This is a genomic window from Candidatus Pantoea symbiotica, from assembly GCF_056491525.1.
The window spans coordinates 993,136-1,009,179 of the sequence record NZ_JBSZHR010000002.1 but is presented as its reverse complement, the minus strand read 5'-3'; the positions used below and the strand labels follow the sequence as shown (position 1 = coordinate 1,009,179).

16 protein-coding genes and 3 tRNA genes are annotated in these 16,044 nt (G+C 53.4%); 1 reads left to right on the top strand and 18 read right to left on the bottom strand.

All coding sequences use genetic code 11. The features are described 5' to 3' along the window. Window positions 1-125: 125 nt before the first annotated feature. On the bottom strand, window positions 126-623 hold the full coding sequence (locus tag ACXIZX_RS05255) for a methylated-DNA--[protein]-cysteine S-methyltransferase (protein ID WP_061717355.1): 498 nt from the start codon (window positions 621-623) through the stop codon (window positions 126-128). Between the two features lie 158 nt (window positions 624-781). Between ACXIZX_RS05255 and ACXIZX_RS05250 the strand changes: the two genes are divergently transcribed. Further along, window positions 782-2,245 carry an AlkA N-terminal domain-containing protein gene (locus ACXIZX_RS05250; protein WP_479403719.1) on the top strand — a complete coding sequence of 488 codons (1,464 nt, stop codon included), beginning with the start codon at window positions 782-784 and terminating at the stop codon, window positions 2,243-2,245. A 352-nt stretch (window positions 2,246-2,597) separates the two neighbouring features. Here ACXIZX_RS05250 and ACXIZX_RS05245 read toward each other — a convergent pair. From ACXIZX_RS05245 to odhB, 17 genes are all read right to left on the bottom strand, one after another. Next, a tRNA-Lys gene (locus ACXIZX_RS05245) sits at window positions 2,598-2,673 on the bottom strand. A 27-nt stretch (window positions 2,674-2,700) separates the two neighbouring features. Further along, window positions 2,701-2,776: transfer RNA gene (locus ACXIZX_RS05240), tRNA-Lys, on the bottom strand. Between the two features lie 53 nt (window positions 2,777-2,829). After that, window positions 2,830-2,905, bottom strand: a tRNA-Lys gene (locus ACXIZX_RS05235). Window positions 2,906-3,071: 166 nt separating this feature from the next. Continuing rightward, complete coding sequence (cpoB, locus tag ACXIZX_RS05230; protein ID WP_008107398.1) at window positions 3,072-3,878, bottom strand: cell division protein CpoB; 807 nt, start codon at window positions 3,876-3,878, stop codon at window positions 3,072-3,074. A 9-nt stretch (window positions 3,879-3,887) separates the two neighbouring features. Then, a complete protein-coding gene (gene pal / locus ACXIZX_RS05225; protein WP_008107396.1) occupies window positions 3,888-4,403 on the bottom strand; it encodes a peptidoglycan-associated lipoprotein Pal in 516 nt (171 codons plus the stop codon). Window positions 4,404-4,467: 64 nt separating this feature from the next. Continuing rightward, a complete protein-coding gene (tolB, locus tag ACXIZX_RS05220) occupies window positions 4,468-5,763 on the bottom strand; it encodes a Tol-Pal system beta propeller repeat protein TolB (protein WP_101763208.1) in 1,296 nt (431 codons plus the stop codon). Window positions 5,764-5,880: 117 nt separating this feature from the next. Next, window positions 5,881-7,158, bottom strand: a complete 1,278-nt coding sequence (tolA, locus tag ACXIZX_RS05215) for a cell envelope integrity protein TolA (protein ID WP_061717358.1) — start codon at window positions 7,156-7,158, stop codon at window positions 5,881-5,883. 25 nt (window positions 7,159-7,183) lie between these two features. Continuing rightward, window positions 7,184-7,612, bottom strand: a complete 429-nt coding sequence (tolR, locus tag ACXIZX_RS05210) for a colicin uptake protein TolR (RefSeq protein ID WP_008107389.1) — start codon at window positions 7,610-7,612, stop codon at window positions 7,184-7,186. 13 nt (window positions 7,613-7,625) lie between these two features. Next, window positions 7,626-8,312 (bottom strand): Tol-Pal system protein TolQ, encoded by a 687-nt coding sequence (gene tolQ, locus ACXIZX_RS05205; protein WP_008107387.1) that lies wholly within the window; start codon window positions 8,310-8,312, stop codon window positions 7,626-7,628. Next, window positions 8,309-8,713: a tol-pal system-associated acyl-CoA thioesterase gene (gene ybgC / locus ACXIZX_RS05200; RefSeq protein ID WP_008107385.1), complete on the bottom strand. Its 405-nt coding sequence runs from the start codon at window positions 8,711-8,713 to the stop codon at window positions 8,309-8,311. The genes tolQ and ybgC overlap by 4 nt, the downstream gene beginning before the upstream one ends. Window positions 8,714-8,911: 198 nt before the next feature. Then, a complete protein-coding gene (gene ybgE, locus ACXIZX_RS05195; protein WP_154153341.1) occupies window positions 8,912-9,205 on the bottom strand; it encodes a cyd operon protein YbgE in 294 nt (97 codons plus the stop codon). Then, window positions 9,205-9,318 carry a cytochrome bd-I oxidase subunit CydX gene (cydX, locus tag ACXIZX_RS05190; RefSeq protein ID WP_007890642.1) on the bottom strand — a complete coding sequence of 38 codons (114 nt, stop codon included), beginning with the start codon at window positions 9,316-9,318 and terminating at the stop codon, window positions 9,205-9,207. The genes ybgE and cydX overlap by 1 nt, the downstream gene beginning before the upstream one ends. Window positions 9,319-9,333: 15 nt before the next feature. Then, entirely contained in the window at window positions 9,334-10,473 is a 1,140-nt protein-coding gene (gene cydB, locus ACXIZX_RS05185) for a cytochrome d ubiquinol oxidase subunit II (protein WP_008107378.1), read from the bottom strand. Window positions 10,474-10,484: 11 nt separating this feature from the next. After that, on the bottom strand, window positions 10,485-12,056 hold the full coding sequence (cydA, locus tag ACXIZX_RS05180) for a cytochrome ubiquinol oxidase subunit I (RefSeq protein WP_154153344.1): 1,572 nt from the start codon (window positions 12,054-12,056) through the stop codon (window positions 10,485-10,487). 662 nt (window positions 12,057-12,718) lie between these two features. Next, complete coding sequence (gene sucD / locus ACXIZX_RS05175; protein ID WP_008107375.1) at window positions 12,719-13,594, bottom strand: succinate--CoA ligase subunit alpha; 876 nt, start codon at window positions 13,592-13,594, stop codon at window positions 12,719-12,721. Then, a complete protein-coding gene (sucC, locus tag ACXIZX_RS05170) occupies window positions 13,594-14,760 on the bottom strand; it encodes an ADP-forming succinate--CoA ligase subunit beta (protein ID WP_007890646.1) in 1,167 nt (388 codons plus the stop codon). The genes sucD and sucC overlap by 1 nt, the downstream gene beginning before the upstream one ends. 60 nt (window positions 14,761-14,820) lie before the next feature. Next, on the bottom strand, window positions 14,821-16,044 hold the full coding sequence (gene odhB / locus ACXIZX_RS05165) for a 2-oxoglutarate dehydrogenase complex dihydrolipoyllysine-residue succinyltransferase (RefSeq protein WP_008107373.1): 1,224 nt from the start codon (window positions 16,042-16,044) through the stop codon (window positions 14,821-14,823).

The following is a 16,044-nucleotide window of genomic DNA, read 5'->3' as shown; positions in this document are numbered from 1 at the left end:
TCGTTTTCTCAATTTAACAAAATTGCCTGTTACGGCAATGATGCGGCATCAAAACCGCCATCGTGTTTTATATGCTAAACACGATAGCGGAATTGCGCGAGAGTGTCGTCTCTTTTTTGCGCGCTCTATAGCAACAATGCGCTCTTCTGTGGACTTTCCAGCTCCAGCAGGAAAGCTTTAACGCTAAGCCCGCCCGCAAAACCGGTGAGTTTGCCGTTGCTGCCTATTACGCGATGACACGGTGCCATAATCGATAGCGGGTTTTTACCGTTAGCTGCGCCCACGGCGCGCACCGCTTTCGGATTGCCGATCTGCTCAGCGATTTGCAGATAGCTGCGCGTTTCACCAAACGGAATAGTCAGTAACGCTTGCCACACTTTTTTCTGAAACTCGGTGCCGACAGTGTCGTACGGCATATCAAACTGCTGACGTTCACCGGCGAAATATTCGCGCAGCTGGCGTTCAGCCTCACACAGAATCGGATGCTGATCGTTACGGCTAATCGGCTTCAACGGCACGCGCTGCGCGCCTTCGTTTTCCCACAGAATCGCCGACAATCCCTTATCGGTGGCAACAATCGTGAGCTCGCCAACGGGCGTTGCGATGATTTTGGCATGATACATGGTGCACCTCCGGCTTAATCTCTGCTGGCGATTATCGCATTTCCGCCGCAGGAAACTGGCTGTTTTCGGTCATCAGCATAAACTGGTTAGCTGTCCGAAAGCAGCGAGTTTTCCCATTCAGCTTGCGCGACCATGCCGTTTATTTGCCGGAGACGATGATGTTTGATGCTGAAATTGCTTACCAGGCGCTGACGTCGCGCGATAGCCGCTTCGACGGGCTGTTTTTTGTTGGCGTGACATCCACCGGCATCTATTGCCGCCCCATTTGTCCGGTGAAAGCGCCGATGCAGAAGAACTGCCTGTTTTTTAGCAGCGCAGAGGCCGCCGAGAAAGCGCACTTCCGCCCGTGTTTACGCTGCCGCCCGGAACTGGCACCCGGCTCTGCACCGGTGGATAGCCATCACCGCATTGCCGATCGTTTAATTCGCCGTATCGAAGAGGGCTTGCTGGAAGAGCAGGAGACGTTGGCAGACATCGCAGCCGAGTTTGACCTGAGTGAACGTCAATTGCGTCGTGTGGTGCAGCAGGAGCTCGGCGTATCGCCTTTAGAGCTGCGTCAGACACGTCGTATGCTGCTCGCTAAGCAACTTCTTACAGAAACCTCACTCCCGGTAACAGAAATTGCTTATGCCAGCGGCTTTCGCAGTCTGAGGCGTTTTAACGATGTGTTCCAGGCGCGCTATCGCATGACGCCTTCCCGCCTGCGTAAGCAGAATCAGCCTGACGCCGTGAAGACCACGCAGGAGAGCGCTGAACTGCGCCTGAGTTATCGGCCGCCTTACGATTGGGATGCGATGCTCGATTTCCTGCAGCAGCGCGTGATGAAGGACGTGGAATGGGTGAACGAGGGCATTTATCACCGCACCGTGGCGCTGGGCAACTGTCGCGGCTGGGTGCGCGTGAGCCATCTTGAGGAGAAACAGTCGCTGAAGGTGCAATTCACAACGTCGTTGACGCCGGTGCTGCCCGCTTTGCTGCGTCGTCTGCGCGACCTGTTCGACCTGGATGCGCAGCCACAGCGCATAGCAGAGCACCTAAGCCACGATCCGCTTTTAGCCGAGAGCTTGTCGCGCTTTCCCGGTCTACGCGTTCCTGGTGCGTTTGACGGCTTTGAGTTGGGTGTGCGCGCGATACTCGGCCAGCAGGTTACGGTGAAAGCGGCAACCACGTTAAGTAGCCGAATGGCACAACGTTTTGGTGAGCCGCTGGTAACGCCGTGGTCAGAACTTTCGCGTTTGCCGCCGAATGCGGAGTCGCTGGCGGCGGCGAGCATCGATGATATCGCCAGCCTGGGAATTGTCAGTGCGCGTTCACATGCCATTCAGGCGTTGGCGCAGGCCTGTGCTTCTGGCGCATTGCGCTTTAACGGTGCGGTGAATCCGGACGTGGTTCAGCAGCAGTTACTGGCGCTAAAAGGGATTGGGCCGTGGACCGCAAGCTATATCGCGATGCGCGCACTGCGTTGGCCTGATGCATTTCCCAAAGAAGATATTGCGATTCGTAATAACCTCGGCGGCGTGAGTGCCAAAGTGGCGGAGCAGTTATCGCAGGTTTGGCGACCTTGGCGCAGCTATGCGGTGCTGCATATCTGGGAAAGTCTGACACCGGTTAAGAAATCTTAATAGTGCGTTTCAGGCGGAAATAAGGGGCGGTTGCGTAAAGTCGCCGTGGATACATCCCTGTAGGCTCTGCCGGCGCATCCATGCGCCGGAAGCTTTACTCCACCGCCCGGTCCTTCCGTCTTCGTTCAGCATGGGTGCGATTATTTAAAGCAACATCGAAGCTTAAGGGCCAGAAAAGGCGGGAGCGGAAGGAGCGAAGCGTCCGAGCCATGGATGGCGAGGCCGATCCACAGGGATGTGAGGTTTCTTCGCGATCCGCCCCGCCTTATCTGGCCGGTGCACCATCTCAAAGCAAATCCAGCTATAGCGTAGAAAAGCAAAAAGGCGCCTTTAGGGCGCCTTTCTACATAACTGGTGGGTCGTGCAGGATTCGAACCTGCGACCAATTGATTAAAAGTCAACTGCTCTACCAACTGAGCTAACGACCCGCTGTGGGGCTTACAACCTTTACTTGATGGTGGGTCGTGCAGGATTCGAACCTGCGACCAATTGATTAAAAGTCAACTGCTCTACCAACTGAGCTAACGACCCATCAAGGTTGTGAAGCTTACTGAAGAAATCATCTCACTTACAACGGGTTGAGATGGTGGGTCGTGCAGGATTCGAACCTGCGACCAATTGATTAAAAGTCAACTGCTCTACCAACTGAGCTAACGACCCATCTTCAGTGCTGCCGATACTTGTTAAGATATGTCCCGGCAACGGCGGCATATATTACTGATTTAGCGGGAGGGCGCAACCCTTATTTTCCACTAAATGTCTCAATTGCTTACCTTTCATGCTGTAAGACCAGAAATCACACGAAATCCGGTCTTTTAAGCACAAATTACAACCCGGCAAGACGTTTTTGCGCCTGCTTAGCAGAATCACTATTTGGGAATTGTTTGATCACTTGCTGGAAGACAGCCTTGGCTTTCGCCGTATCATTCTTCTCTTGCATGATCACGCCAACCTTAAACAGCGCTTCCGGGGCTTTTGGCGATTTCGCGTAATTTTTTACCACAGTGGCAAAATAATAGGCCGAATCGTCTTTTTTACCCTTGTTGTAATACAGCTGACCCAGCCAGTAATTGGCATTCGGCTGATAGGTAGAATCAGGATATTTCTTCACCCAAGCCTGCAGGGCAGTAATCGCCTGATCGTACTGCTTCTTCTCCAGAATCAGCGCAACGGCAGCATTGTAATCCGTGTTGGCATCGCCGGTTTGTGCTGGCGCGGCCGCACTGGCGTTATCGCTGCTACCGCTATCAGCCGCTGCTGCACCCGCAGCGCCTGCAGCAGCGGCATCCGCACCGCCGCCTGCCTGCGCACCGTTACTGCCGGAGCTGAGGCTGTCGATTTGCTGATAAAGCTGTTTCTGGCGCTCGATCACCTGATTAAGCTGATAGCTGTTTTGCTGGATTTGCCCGCGCAGCGAATCGATATCGCTTTGGTTGTCGCTCATCTGCTGCTGCAATTGCTGCAGAAGCTGAGCCTGGGCATTAGAGATACGTTCAAGAGTGGTGACGCGGTCTTCGACCGAGCCTGAGCCAACGCTACTGATTGACGCCTGGGCATTAGCAGCCCCCAAAGGGGCCGCTAAACCAACCAGTAACGACAGACTCAACAGATGAAGTCTGAAGTTACTCATCATGATATTTTCTTAGTAAACCAGTACGGCACGACGGTTTTTAGCGTAAGCCGCTTCGTCATGACCCAGTACAGCTGGTTTTTCTTTACCGTAAGAAACGATAGACATCTGGTCAGCAGAAACGCCTTTGCCTTGCAGATACATCTTAACGGCGCTTGCACGACGTTCGCCCAGGGCGATGTTGTATTCTGGAGTACCGCGCTCATCCGCGTGACCTTCGATGGTCACTTTGTAAGACGGGTTGCCACGCAGGAATGCCGCGTGCTGATCCAGCATCTGAGCGTAGTCAGAAGCCACGTCATACTTGTCCAGACCGAAGTAAACGATGTTGTTCTGCTGCAGCTGCTGCATCTGCAGGCGCGCTTGCTCGTCAGAAGACATGTTACCGTTCTGACCAGCACCGTAAGCACCGTCGTTAGCGCCCATACCAGTCTGATCGTTGTTGTTGTTTTTGTGTGAGCTACATGCAGCTACTGCGATAACCGGCAGAGCCAGCATCAAACCCTTCAGCACTTTGTTCAGTTGCATTTCTTTATCCTATTATTTTGTTTGCCATACATTTTAATCCCCCGCCGTGCAGGGGACCTATGCATCACAGATACGGCGACCAGGCAGGGAATTTGACCTGTCCATCAGTTGCCGGAAGACGCGCTTTGAAACGCCCGTCGGTTGAAACCAACTGCAACACGGAACCCATCCCCTGAGTAGAGCTATAGATTACCATTGTGCCGTTTGGCGCCAGACTCGGCGTTTCATCCAGGAACGTGTCCGTTATTGTTTGAACGGCTCCCGTTACCAGATCCTGTTTGGCGACATGCTGAGCGCCACCGGCGCTGCTGATCATCACCATAGTTTTACCGTCGGTTGACACATCCGCATCCTGGTTTTGCGCACCTTCCCAGGTAATACGTTGTGGCGCACCGCCGTTGATACCAACTTTATAAATCTGAGGCGCACCGGCCTGATCCGAGGTGTAAGCCAGCGTCTGGCTGTCCGGGAACCACGTCGGTTCAGTGCTGTTGTAGCGACCATCCGTCACCTGACGCGTCTGACCAGAAGCCAGATCCATCACGTACAGATTCAGGCTACCGGTTTTCGACAGCGCGAAGGCCAGTTTAGAACCGTCTGGTGAGAAGGCTGGCGCACCGTTGTGACGTGGATACGAAGCCACCTGACGGATTGCACCGTTAGACAGCGTCTGCACAACCAGCGCAGATTTGCCGCTTTCGAACGTTACGTAAGCCACCTTGCTGCCATCTGGCGACCAGGCCGGAGACATCAATGGCTGCGGTGAACGGTGAACCACAAACTGGTTGTAGCCATCGTAATCCGATACGCGCAGCTCATACGGGAACTGACCGCCGTTGGTCTGCACCACATAGGCAATGCGGGTACGGAATGCGCCTTTAATGCCGGTCAGCTTCTCGAACACTTCGTCACTGGCGGTGTGCGCTGCATAACGCAGCCACTGCTTAGTCACTTTATAAGAGTTCTGTGCCAGCACGGTGCCTGGAGCGCCGCCGGTATCCACCAGCTGATAGGCAACTTGATAGCTGCCGTCAGCATTTGGCGTTACCTGGCCGACCACGACCGCATCAATACCCAATGCGCTCCATGCGGCAGGTTGAACTTCCTGCGCGCTGGCTGGCTGTTGTGGCAGACGAGAACGATCGAGCGGATTGAATTTTCCGCTGTTGCGTAAGTCAGCAGAAACGATCCCGCCGATGTCTTCTGGTGCCGCGCCTGGGCCAGCCCATTGGAACGGAACCACACCAATAGGGCGTGCGGTGTTAACGCCCTGCGTAATTTCAATACGGACTTCTGCATGAAGCATTGCTGCCCACAGCAGTACAAAAAAACCTAAGGTTACACGAAGTGCCTGCTTCATCTTTTCTCCCTTACCTGAACCAGAGGTTCATGATAATTCGCACAGTTCCTGAAAAACACGAGTACTCATAGAGTACGGCAAGCTAACCTTAGTTCAACCTGCCGTAGGTTACTGCATTTACTGAGGCTTGAAATCCAGAGGTGCATTTTTAAACACCTGATAGACATCCTGGCTTGGAGGCTTAGGAATACGAGCCTGTTTAGCAGCCGCTACCGCAGCTTGACACAGTGCAGGATCTCCACCTTCAGACTTGACACCTGCCAATGTACCATCCGGCATTAGCTGGAGGCGCAAAGTACAAGTTCGGCCTTTGAAGCTTTCCCAATCATAAAATTTACTTTTGATTGCAGCCTGAATCTGACCAGCATAATTACTAATATCCGCTCCGGACGCCCCGGATTTCTTCTGATTGCCCTGCCCTGCAGCGCCACCCGATGCGGTGCCGCTTTTCGGTGCATTCTTACCTGAAGACAAGCCACCTAACAGATCGTCAACGGCGTTTTCATTCTTCGCAGCTTCAGCGGCGGCTTTTTTGGCATCTGCAGCAGCTTTCGCTTTGGCATCCGCTTTGGCTTTCGCAGCTGCATCGGCCTTGGCTTTCGCCTCGGCTGCAGCCTTCTCTTTTGCTTCTGTTGCAGCTTTTTCTTTTGCCTCAGCAGCCGCTTGCTCTTTAGCCTCTTTCGCTTCCTGAGCCGCTTTCGCCTTCGCATCGGCAGCAGCCTGAGCTTTGGCTTCAGCATCCGCTTTAGCTTTCGATTCTGCGGCGGCTTTCGCCTGTTGTGCCGCTTTCTCTTTGGCCGCTTCAGCAGCGGCAGCTTTGGCTTCCGCGTCCGCTTTCTTCTTCGCGTCAGCTGCGGCTTGCTTGGCTTCTTCTACCGCTTTGGCTTTGGCGTCAGCAGCCGCTTTTGCCTGCGCATCGGCTTCCGCTTTGGCATCGGCCTTGGCTTTCGCTGCAGCGGCTTCGGCAGTTTTCTGCTGTTCCTGCGCCTGCTTAGCGGCGGCTTCAGCGGCTTTCTGCTGCTCGGCCTGCTGCTTCGCCTGCTCTTTGGCTTCCTGCTGGGCCTGCAAACGCTCTTTTTCCATCTCTTTAAGGCGTTGCTGCTCAGCAGCTTGTTTCTGCTGTAACTCTTCGGCCTGCTGTTGCGACTGTTTCTGACGCTGCTGCTCGGCGCGTTGACTGTCTCGTTGCTGATTCTGCTGGCGGTTATACTGCTCAACCACGGCGCCTGAATCGACCATCACTGCGTCAATATCACTGCCACCGCCACCGCCGCTGGATTCGATTTTTTCGTTAAACGAGCTCCAAATCAGTAAGGCGATCAGCACGATGTGCAGAATCACCGAAACGATTATTGCGCGTTTTAACTTGTCGTTCTGCTCGGTTGCCTTCGACACACTCGGTTCCCAAAAACGGTTCGCTTTAAATCGGCTGCGTCATCAAACCGACAGATTTCACGCCTGCCTGATGTAACAGGTTCAGCGCCTTGATGATTTCGTCGTAAGGGACGTCTTTCGCACCGCCGATCAGGAAGACCGTTTTCGGATTGGCTTCAATCCGGCGCTGCGCTTCGCTCACCACCTGCTCCGGCGGCAACTGCGTCATACGATCGTGATCCACCACCAGGCTGTACTGGCCAACACCAGACACTTCAACAATCACCGGTGGATTATCATCAGTTGAGACGGTTTTTGAATCTGTCGCATCCGGCAGATCCACTTCCACGCTCTGGGTAATAATCGGCGCGGTTGCCATAAAGATGAGCAGCAACACCAACAGCACGTCCAGCAGTGGAACAATGTTGATTTCCGACTTAAGGTCGCGTTTACCGCGACCACGGGTTCTGGCCATCGTAAACCTCGACTTACTTCGTGTTGTCGTTGGAGAAAGCCTGACGATGCAGGATAGCCGTGAACTCTTCCATAAAGTTGTCGTAGCCCTGTTCCAGCTTGTTAACGCGCTGGTTCAGACGGTTATACGCCATAACGGCAGGAATGGCCGCAAACAGACCGATTGCGGTGGCGATCAACGCTTCGGCAATACCCGGTGCAACCATCTGCAACGTCGCCTGTTTTACCGCACCAAGGGCGATAAAGGCGTGCATGATCCCCCACACCGTACCGAACAGACCGATATACGGACTGATTGAGCCAACGGTCCCAAGGAAAGGAATGTGAGTTTCCAGCGTTTCCAGTTCACGATTGAAGGAGATACGCATCGCACGGCTCGCACCCTCTACCACGGCTTCTGGCGCATGGTTGTTAGCACGGTGCAAGCGCGCAAACTCTTTGAAACCCGAATAGAAGATTTGCTCAGATCCGCTCAATTCATCGCGGCGTCCCTGGCTTTCCTGATACAGACGAGACAACTCGATACCCGACCAGAACTTATCTTCAAAAGCTTCGGCTTCGCGCCCCGCCGCATTCAAAATGCGCGTACGCTGAATAATGATCGCCCATGAGGCAATAGAAAAGCCGATCAAAATCAACATGATAAGTTTGACCAGAAGGCTCGCCTTCAGGAACAAATCAAGAACATTCATGTCAGTCACTGCTTGAACTCCGCGACAATAGACTTGGGAAGCGCAATTGGCTTCATTAGATGTGGGTTGATGCAGGCAATCAGGACTTCTGCTTCATTTAGCACTTTGCCTTCTGCATTCACGATACGCTGCGAGAACGTCATCGTTGCACGCGTCATTGAGGTCACTTCTGTTTGAATTTCCAAAAGATCGTCCAGACGTGCAGCTGCAACAAAATCGATCGTCATGCGTCGTACCACAAAAGCCACCTGCTCTTCCAACAGGACCTGCTGATTGAAATGGTGCTGGCGCAACATTTCGGTACGTGCTCGTTCATAGAAAGCAAGATAACTGGCGTGGTAAACCACACCACCGGCATCAGTGTCTTCGTAATAGACACGAACCGGCCAGCGAAACAGCGTAGTACTCACTCTACATCCCGGTCTCATTTTAAACGTTGCTACTATACGCAAGTGAGATCGGCTTGGGAATGGTCCGCTGACGCCGCGCGAAAATAATTATCACAGGTTAACAACTGGAAGGATTTATAGGATGTTTCTTGACCGGGCGCTGACAAAACCTCACGCCAGCGCCTGAAAATGCAGCGTTTTTAAGTCCTGAACCTGGACTTAATGGTAGAACCAGGAAATTCCTGCCAACAAAATCAACAGAGCGGGCAGAGGTGAGAATAGAGCCTGCCAACGCGTTTGTTGTGGACTGAATCCGGTGCCGTGAATCACGCCGGTACACACAGCCCAAATCAGCAGCAATCCATGCCATATCGCCAAATCACTTGTACGCGCAGCAAAGCGTGAAGGTTGCCAAATAACGCATCCCGCCAGCCACAGTGCCAGAATTAACGAAAGGGCCCGAAATGGGCCCTTGTCCATCAGACGATACATCGTCCGAATCAGTGTGCGCATCAGACTTGCTCGTCCTTGGCGCTGCTCTCTTCAACATGCTCCAGAGCCAGCGCCGTGATCACACCGAACGCACAGGCCAGCAAGGTGCCAAGAATCCAGGCAAAATACCACATGCTCAATCTCCTTAATCAGTACAGGGAGTGCGTATTGCTCTCAATGTGTTCTTTGGTGATACGGCCAAACATCTTGTAATAACACCAGGCGGTGTACGCCAGGATAATCGGTACAAAGATGATGGCGGCAATGGTCATCACTTTCAGCGTCAGCAGGCTAGACGTGGCATCCCACATCGTCAGGCTGATGCCTGGCACGGTGCTGGATGGCATGATGAACGGGAACATCGCAATCCCAGCAGTCATGATCACGCAAGCTAAGGTCAGTGAAGAAGAGATAAACGCCAGAGCGCCCTTCTCGATACGCGAAAAGAGAATGGTCAGCAGCGGTAACACCACGCCCAACAGCGGGAACAGCCACAATACTGGCATCTGCTCGAAGTTCACCATCCATGCGCCCGCTTCACGCACCACATCTTTACCCAACGGGTTGGATGCGGCGTGATGATCGATAACGCTTTTCAGCACATAACCATCAATACCGTATTTCACCCACACGCCGGCAAGGATGAAGCACACCATCATCACCAGCGCTGAGATTTGTGCGGTGCTGCGGCTGCGGACGTGCAACTCACCGGCAGTACGCATCTGCAGGTAGGTTGCGCCCTGCGTCAGGATCATCGCCACACTCACTACGCCCGCCAACAGGCCAAACGGATTTAGCAGCTGGAAGAAGTTGCCGGTATAGAACAGGCGCAGATATTCGTCAGCATGGAACGGCACGCCTTGCAGCAGGTTGCCGAATGCCACGCCAATCACCAGCGGCGGGACAAAGCTGCCGATGAAAATGCCCCAATCCCACATGCCGCGCCAGCGCATATCTTCAATCTTCGAACGGTAATCAAAACCAACCGGACGGAAGAACAGTGAAGCCAGCACCAGAATCATTGCCACATAGAAGCCGGAGAACGCAGCGGCATACACCATTGGCCAGGCGGCGAACAGCGCGCCACCGGCGGTGATCAGCCAAACCTGGTTTCCATCCCAGTGCGGCGCAATGCTGTTAATCATGATGCGACGTTCGGTATCGGTACGACCCAAAATGCGGGTCAGCATACCGACGCCCATATCGAAGCCATCGGTGACCGCAAAACCAATCAGCAACACGCCAATCAGCAGCCACCAGACAAAGCGCAATACTTCGTAATCAAACATGGTCGCTCTCCTTATCCACGCGCCGGCTGAGATGATGTCTTCAGCGTTTCATGATGATAGCGGCCGGTTTTCAGGCTGCTTGGACCGAGGCGCGCGAACTTGAACATCAGGTACATTTCCGCCACGAGGAACAAGGTGTAGAGACCGCAAATCAGCGTCATTGAGAACAGCAGATCGCCGACGGTCAATGAGGAGTTAGCGACTGCGGTTGGCAGCACCTCACCAATTGCCCACGGCTGGCGACCATACTCGGCAACGAACCAACCCGCTTCAATCGCAATCCATGGCAATGGAATGCCGTACAACGCGGCTTTCAGTAACCAGCGCGACTTGCCGATACGGTTACGAATCACGCTCCAGAAGGAGAGCGCAATGATGCCCAGCATCAACACACCGCCCAGCACCATGATACGGAAGGCGAAGTACAGCGGTGCAACACGTGGGATTGAGTCTTTCGTCGCTTTCTGGATCTGCTCTTCGCTGGCGTTAGCCACATCCGGCGTATAGCGCTTTAGCAGCAGGCCATAACCGAGATCCTTTTTGCTGGCTTCAAACTGGCTGCGCACAGCAGGATCTTTGCTACCACCGCGCAGTTCGTTCAGCAGCGCGTACGCTTTCATGCCGTTACGAATACGCACTTCATGCTGCGCCAGCAGATCTTTCAAACCGGTGACTGGCGTATCGACTGAACGCGTAGCGATCAAGCCGAGCAGATACGGAATCTGAATCGCATATTTGTTTTCCTGGGTTTCCTGGTCCGGAATACCAAACAGCGTAAACGCAGCTGGAGCCGGTTGGGTTTCCCATTCCGCTTCAATCGCCGCCAGCTTGGTTTTCTGCACGTCGCCGATTTCATAACCAGATTCGTCACCCAGCACGATCACCGACAAAATCGCCGCCATACCGAAGCTGGCTGCGATAGCAAAGGAGCGTTTAGCGAAAGCAATATCGCGCCCTTTCAGCAGATACCATGCGCTAATACCAAGGATGAACATCGCACCTGTGGTGTAGCCAGCGGCCACGGTATGCACAAACTTCACCTGCGCAACCGGGTTTAGCACCAGCTCGGAGAAGCTCAGCATCTCCATACGCATGGTTTCAAAATTGAACTCGGAAGCAATCGGGTTTTGCATCCAGCCGTTCGCCACCAGAATCCACAGCGCGGACATGTTGGAACCGAGCGCCACCAGCCAGGTCACTGCAAGGTGTTGCACCTTGCCGAGGCGATCCCAGCCGAAGAAGAACAGGCCAACAAAGGTGGATTCGAGGAAGAACGCCATTAAGCCTTCAATAGCGAGCGGCGCACCGAAGATATCGCCGACATAGTGTGAGTAATATGACCAGTTGGTACCGAACTGGAATTCCATGGTCAGGCCGGTAGCCACGCCGAGCGCAAAGTTGATACCAAACAACTTACCCCAGAACTTGGTCATATCTTTATAAATTTGTTTCCCCGTCAGGACATATACGGTTTCCATGATCGCCAATAAAAACGCCATACCCAGCGTTAATGGCACGAACAGGAAATGGTACATCGCCGTCAGGGCAAACTGTAAACGCGACAGCTCGACAATATCTAACATGATGACTCCTTGCTCCTCGCATGAACTTCCCCTGCGGATGACAACGGCAAACAACAGACATTGACGCGCAGAATAAGATTCAGGAACGACTGATTATTGATTCCAGTTTTGTTACTGATAGAACAGAGAAAGCTGTTGCCCGAAGAAGGCGAGTAACAGTGATAAAATTCCCTTAAAAACCGATCTTTTCAGTCAATTTTAAGCAGGATTGGAATGAGGAGGCGGCAGAATTGATATAACAACGCCTGGCACAAACTCCTGAAAAATTATGACGAAGACTGAATTGATGCAGCGCAATTTATACCGGTTAGTTGCTGTTTTGCTAGCGGTAAAGTTTCCTATAACTCGCTATTTATTGATCTGGATTAAGACAATAAATTTCCAGATATGTAGTGTTAAAGTGGTTGTTAATTAGATGTCACAACATCATCATATAATTAAGAATATAATTACCTTTTCCGCAATTATTTAACCTCGATCTGGAAAGCTTTGCGCCAATTGTTTGACAAAGATCCAGCGTCTTTTCCCTTCTTTACCCTGATGACAGAGTAAGCATAGCCGCTGTTTTTGAAACCGTTACGCTTTTTGCCCCTATTTTCGGCGGGTTATTACCAAAAAAAAAGCCACCCGAAGGTGGCTTTTTAATGTCAGTCAATACTGGCTTATTTGATTGGCAGAACCGCTTTAACTGCGTCGCCAATGTCTGCCAGGCTGCGTACGGTTTTCACACCGGCCGCTTCCAGCGCAGCGAATTTCTCATCAGCAGTACCTTTGCCACCGGCAATGATGGCGCCTGCGTGGCCCATACGTTTGCCTTTCGGTGCAGTCACACCCGCGATGTAGCCGACAACCGGCTTGGTCACGTGCGCTTTGATGTAAGCTGCTGCTTCTTCTTCCGCGCTACCACCGATCTCACCGATCATCACGATCACTTCGGTCTGTGGATCTTCCTGGAACAGTTTCAGGATGTCGATGAAGTTAGAGCCTGGGATCGGGTCGCCACCGATACCTACGCAGGTTGACTGGCCGTAGCCGATGTCAGTGGTCTGCTTAACGGCTTCATAAGTCAGCGTACCTGAACGCGATACGATACCGACGCGGCCTGGCTGGTGAATGTGGCCCGGCATGATACCGATCTTACATTCGCCAGGCGTGATCACGCCTGGGCAGTTCGGGCCGATCATACGTACGCCAGCTTCATCCAGCTTCACTTTCACGGTCAGCATATCCAGCGTTGGGATACCTTCGGTGATGGTGATGATCAGTTTGATGCCCGCATCGATCGCTTCCAGAATACCGTCTTTGCAGAACGGCGCTGGAACGTAGATAACGGTGGCGGTTGCGCCGGTCGCTTCTACTGCTTCACGCACGGTGTTGAACACCGGCAGTCCGAGATGCGTGGTGCCACCTTTGCCTGGCGTTACACCGCCAACCAGCTGCGTACCATAGGCCAGCGCCTGCTCAGAGTGGAACGTCCCTTGACCACCGGTGAAACCCTGGCAAATGACTTTGGTGTTTTTGTCGATCAAAATGGACATTATTTACCCTCCGCTGCAGCTACAACACGCTGTGCAGCGTCTGTCAGGCTGGTTGCTGCAATGATGTTCAGACCGCTGTCCGCCAGTTTCTTAGCGCCCAGCTCGGCGTTGTTACCTTCCAGACGTACCACAACTGGTACGTTCACACCCACTTCTGCCACCGCACCGATGATGCCGTCTGCGATCAGGTCGCAACGTACGATGCCGCCGAAGATGTTAACGAACACGGCTTTTACCGCATCGTCAGACAGGATGATTTTGAAGGCTTCGGTCACGCGCTCTTTGGTTGCGCCGCCGCCAACGTCCAGGAAGTTTGCTGGCTCACCACCGTGGTGTTTCACGATGTCCATGGTGCCCATCGCCAGACCAGCGCCGTTTACCATACAGCCGATGTTGCCATCCAGCGCAACATAGTTCAGTTCCCACTGCGTTGCATGTGCTTCACGTGGATCTTCCTGGCTTGGATCGCGCATTTCACGCAGTTCCGGCTGACGGAACAGTGCGTTACCGTCTGCACCCAGTTTGCCATCGAGGCAGATCAGGTCGCCCTGCTTGGTGATCACCAGCGGGTTGATCTCAACCATCGCCAGATCGCGCTCGAGGAACATGGTCGCCAGACCCATGAAGATTTTGGTGAACTGGCTAACTTGCTTACCGGTCAGGCCGAGTTTGAACGCCAACTCGCGGCCCTGATACGGCTGTGGACCCGCTAATGGATCCAGCGCCATCTTGTGGATCAAGTGTGGCGTTTCTTCTGCCACTTTCTCAATCTCAACACCACCTTCAGTCGAGGCCATGAAGATTACGCGACGAGTCGCACGGTCAACAACCGCACCAAGATACAGCTCCTGATCGATATCAGTCGCGGCTTCAACCAGAATCTGGTTTACCGGCTGACCGTGCGCATCAGTTTGATAGGTCACCAGACGTTTGCCCAGCCAATGCTCAGCAAAAGCACGAATGTCTTCTTTGCTGTTAACCACTTTCACGCCACCCGCTTTACCGCGGCCACCGGCATGAACCTGACATTTCACTACCCACGGACCTGCGCCGATTTTAGACGCGGCTTCTTCAGCTTCACGTGGCGTGGTGCAGGCGTAGCCTGTCGGTGCTGGCATGCCATAGCGTGCAAACAGCTGCTTCGCCTGGTATTCATGTAAATTCATGATGTTCTATCCATTCAGGTATGAGTTTGGGCGCGCCTTCACACCGCGCGCCCGGCGAAATTAGACGTCCAGCAGCAGGCGAGCTGGATCTTCCAGCATCTCTTTCACCGCGACCAGATAGCCAACGGATTCACGACCATCAATCAAACGGTGATCGTAAGAGAGCGCCAGATACATCATTGGCAGAATCACTACCTGACCATTGACCGCCATTGGGCGATCTTTGATGGCGTGCATGCCCAGAATCGCGCTCTGCGGTGGGTTGATGATTGGCGTAGACATCAGCGAACCAAACACACCACCGTTAGTGATGGTGAAATTACCGCCAGTCAGCTCTTCAACCGTTAACTTGCCGTCACGGCCTTTCACCGCCAGCTCTTTAATTTTCTTCTCAATGTCGGCCATGCTCAGCGCATCAACATCTTTCAGCACTGGCGTTACCAGACCACGCGGAGTAGAAACCGCAATGCTCACATCGAAATAGTTGTGGTAAACCACATCTTCGCCATCAATCGACGCGTTCACTTCCGGGAAGCGTTTCAGCGCTTCAACCACCGCTTTGATGTAGAAGGACATGAAGCCCAGACGCACGCCGTGGCGCTTCTCGAACGCGTCGCCGTACTGCTTGCGCAGATCCATGATTGGCTTCATGTTGATTTCGTTAAACGTGGTCAACATCGCGGTGCTGTTTTTCGCTTCCAGCAGACGCTCGGCAACACGCTTACGCAGACGCGTCATCGGTACGCGTTTTTCGCTGCGGTTAGCCACAGCGGCCTGCGGTGCAGCAGCAGCGGCTGGCGCTGGTGCGGCTTTGCCACCGTCGGCTTTCTTCGCCAGATGTTTTTCCACATCTTCACGCGTCAGACGGCCGCCAACGCCGGTGCCTTTGATCTGGCTGGCATCGAGGTTGTTTTCAGCAATCAGACGGCGAACCGCTGGGCTGAGCGCATCGTTGCTCTCTTCTTCCAGAGAAGCGGTTTGACGCTGTGCTGGTGTCGACTCTTTGCTTTCCGCTTTTGCCGCAGTCTCTTTCCCGCCGCTGTTGCCCTCTTTCAGACGGCCCAGAATCTGACGAGAAGTGACGGTAGCGCCTTCATCTTCCAGCACGGCTTCCAGAATGCCGTCCGCTGAAGCAGGCACTTCCAGCACCACTTTGTCAGTTTCAATCTCTACCAGTACTTCATCGCGGCTCACGGAGTCGCCGGGTTTTTTGTGCCAGGTTGCAACCGTTGCGTCCGCTACGGATTCAGGCAAATCGGGAACGAGAATTTCTACGCTACTCAT

What these genes read in the sequence shown, in the direction of transcription:
- tolB (WP_101763208.1), bottom strand. Translation starts at nt 5,763, where the DNA reads ATGAAGCAGGCACTTCGTGTAACCTTAGGTTTTTTTGTACTGCTGTGG.
- ybgE (WP_154153341.1), bottom strand. Translation starts at nt 9,205, where the DNA reads ATGCGCACACTGATTCGGACGATGTATCGTCTGATGGACAAGGGCCCA.
- pal (WP_008107396.1), bottom strand. Translation starts at nt 4,403, where the DNA reads ATGCAACTGAACAAAGTGCTGAAGGGTTTGATGCTGGCTCTGCCGGTT.
- ACXIZX_RS05250 (WP_479403719.1), top strand. Translation starts at nt 782, where the DNA reads ATGTTTGATGCTGAAATTGCTTACCAGGCGCTGACGTCGCGCGATAGC.
- cydA (WP_154153344.1), bottom strand. Translation starts at nt 12,056, where the DNA reads ATGTTAGATATTGTCGAGCTGTCGCGTTTACAGTTTGCCCTGACGGCG.
- ACXIZX_RS05255 (WP_061717355.1), bottom strand. Translation starts at nt 623, where the DNA reads ATGTATCATGCCAAAATCATCGCAACGCCCGTTGGCGAGCTCACGATT.
- odhB (WP_008107373.1), bottom strand. Translation starts at nt 16,044, where the DNA reads ATGAGTAGCGTAGAAATTCTCGTTCCCGATTTGCCTGAATCCGTAGCG.
- cydX (WP_007890642.1), bottom strand. Translation starts at nt 9,318, where the DNA reads ATGTGGTATTTTGCCTGGATTCTTGGCACCTTGCTGGCCTGTGCGTTC.
- sucD (WP_008107375.1), bottom strand. Translation starts at nt 13,594, where the DNA reads ATGTCCATTTTGATCGACAAAAACACCAAAGTCATTTGCCAGGGTTTC.
- cpoB (WP_008107398.1), bottom strand. Translation starts at nt 3,878, where the DNA reads ATGATGAGTAACTTCAGACTTCATCTGTTGAGTCTGTCGTTACTGGTT.
- tolR (WP_008107389.1), bottom strand. Translation starts at nt 7,612, where the DNA reads ATGGCCAGAACCCGTGGTCGCGGTAAACGCGACCTTAAGTCGGAAATC.
- cydB (WP_008107378.1), bottom strand. Translation starts at nt 10,473, where the DNA reads ATGTTTGATTACGAAGTATTGCGCTTTGTCTGGTGGCTGCTGATTGGC.
- sucC (WP_007890646.1), bottom strand. Translation starts at nt 14,760, where the DNA reads ATGAATTTACATGAATACCAGGCGAAGCAGCTGTTTGCACGCTATGGC.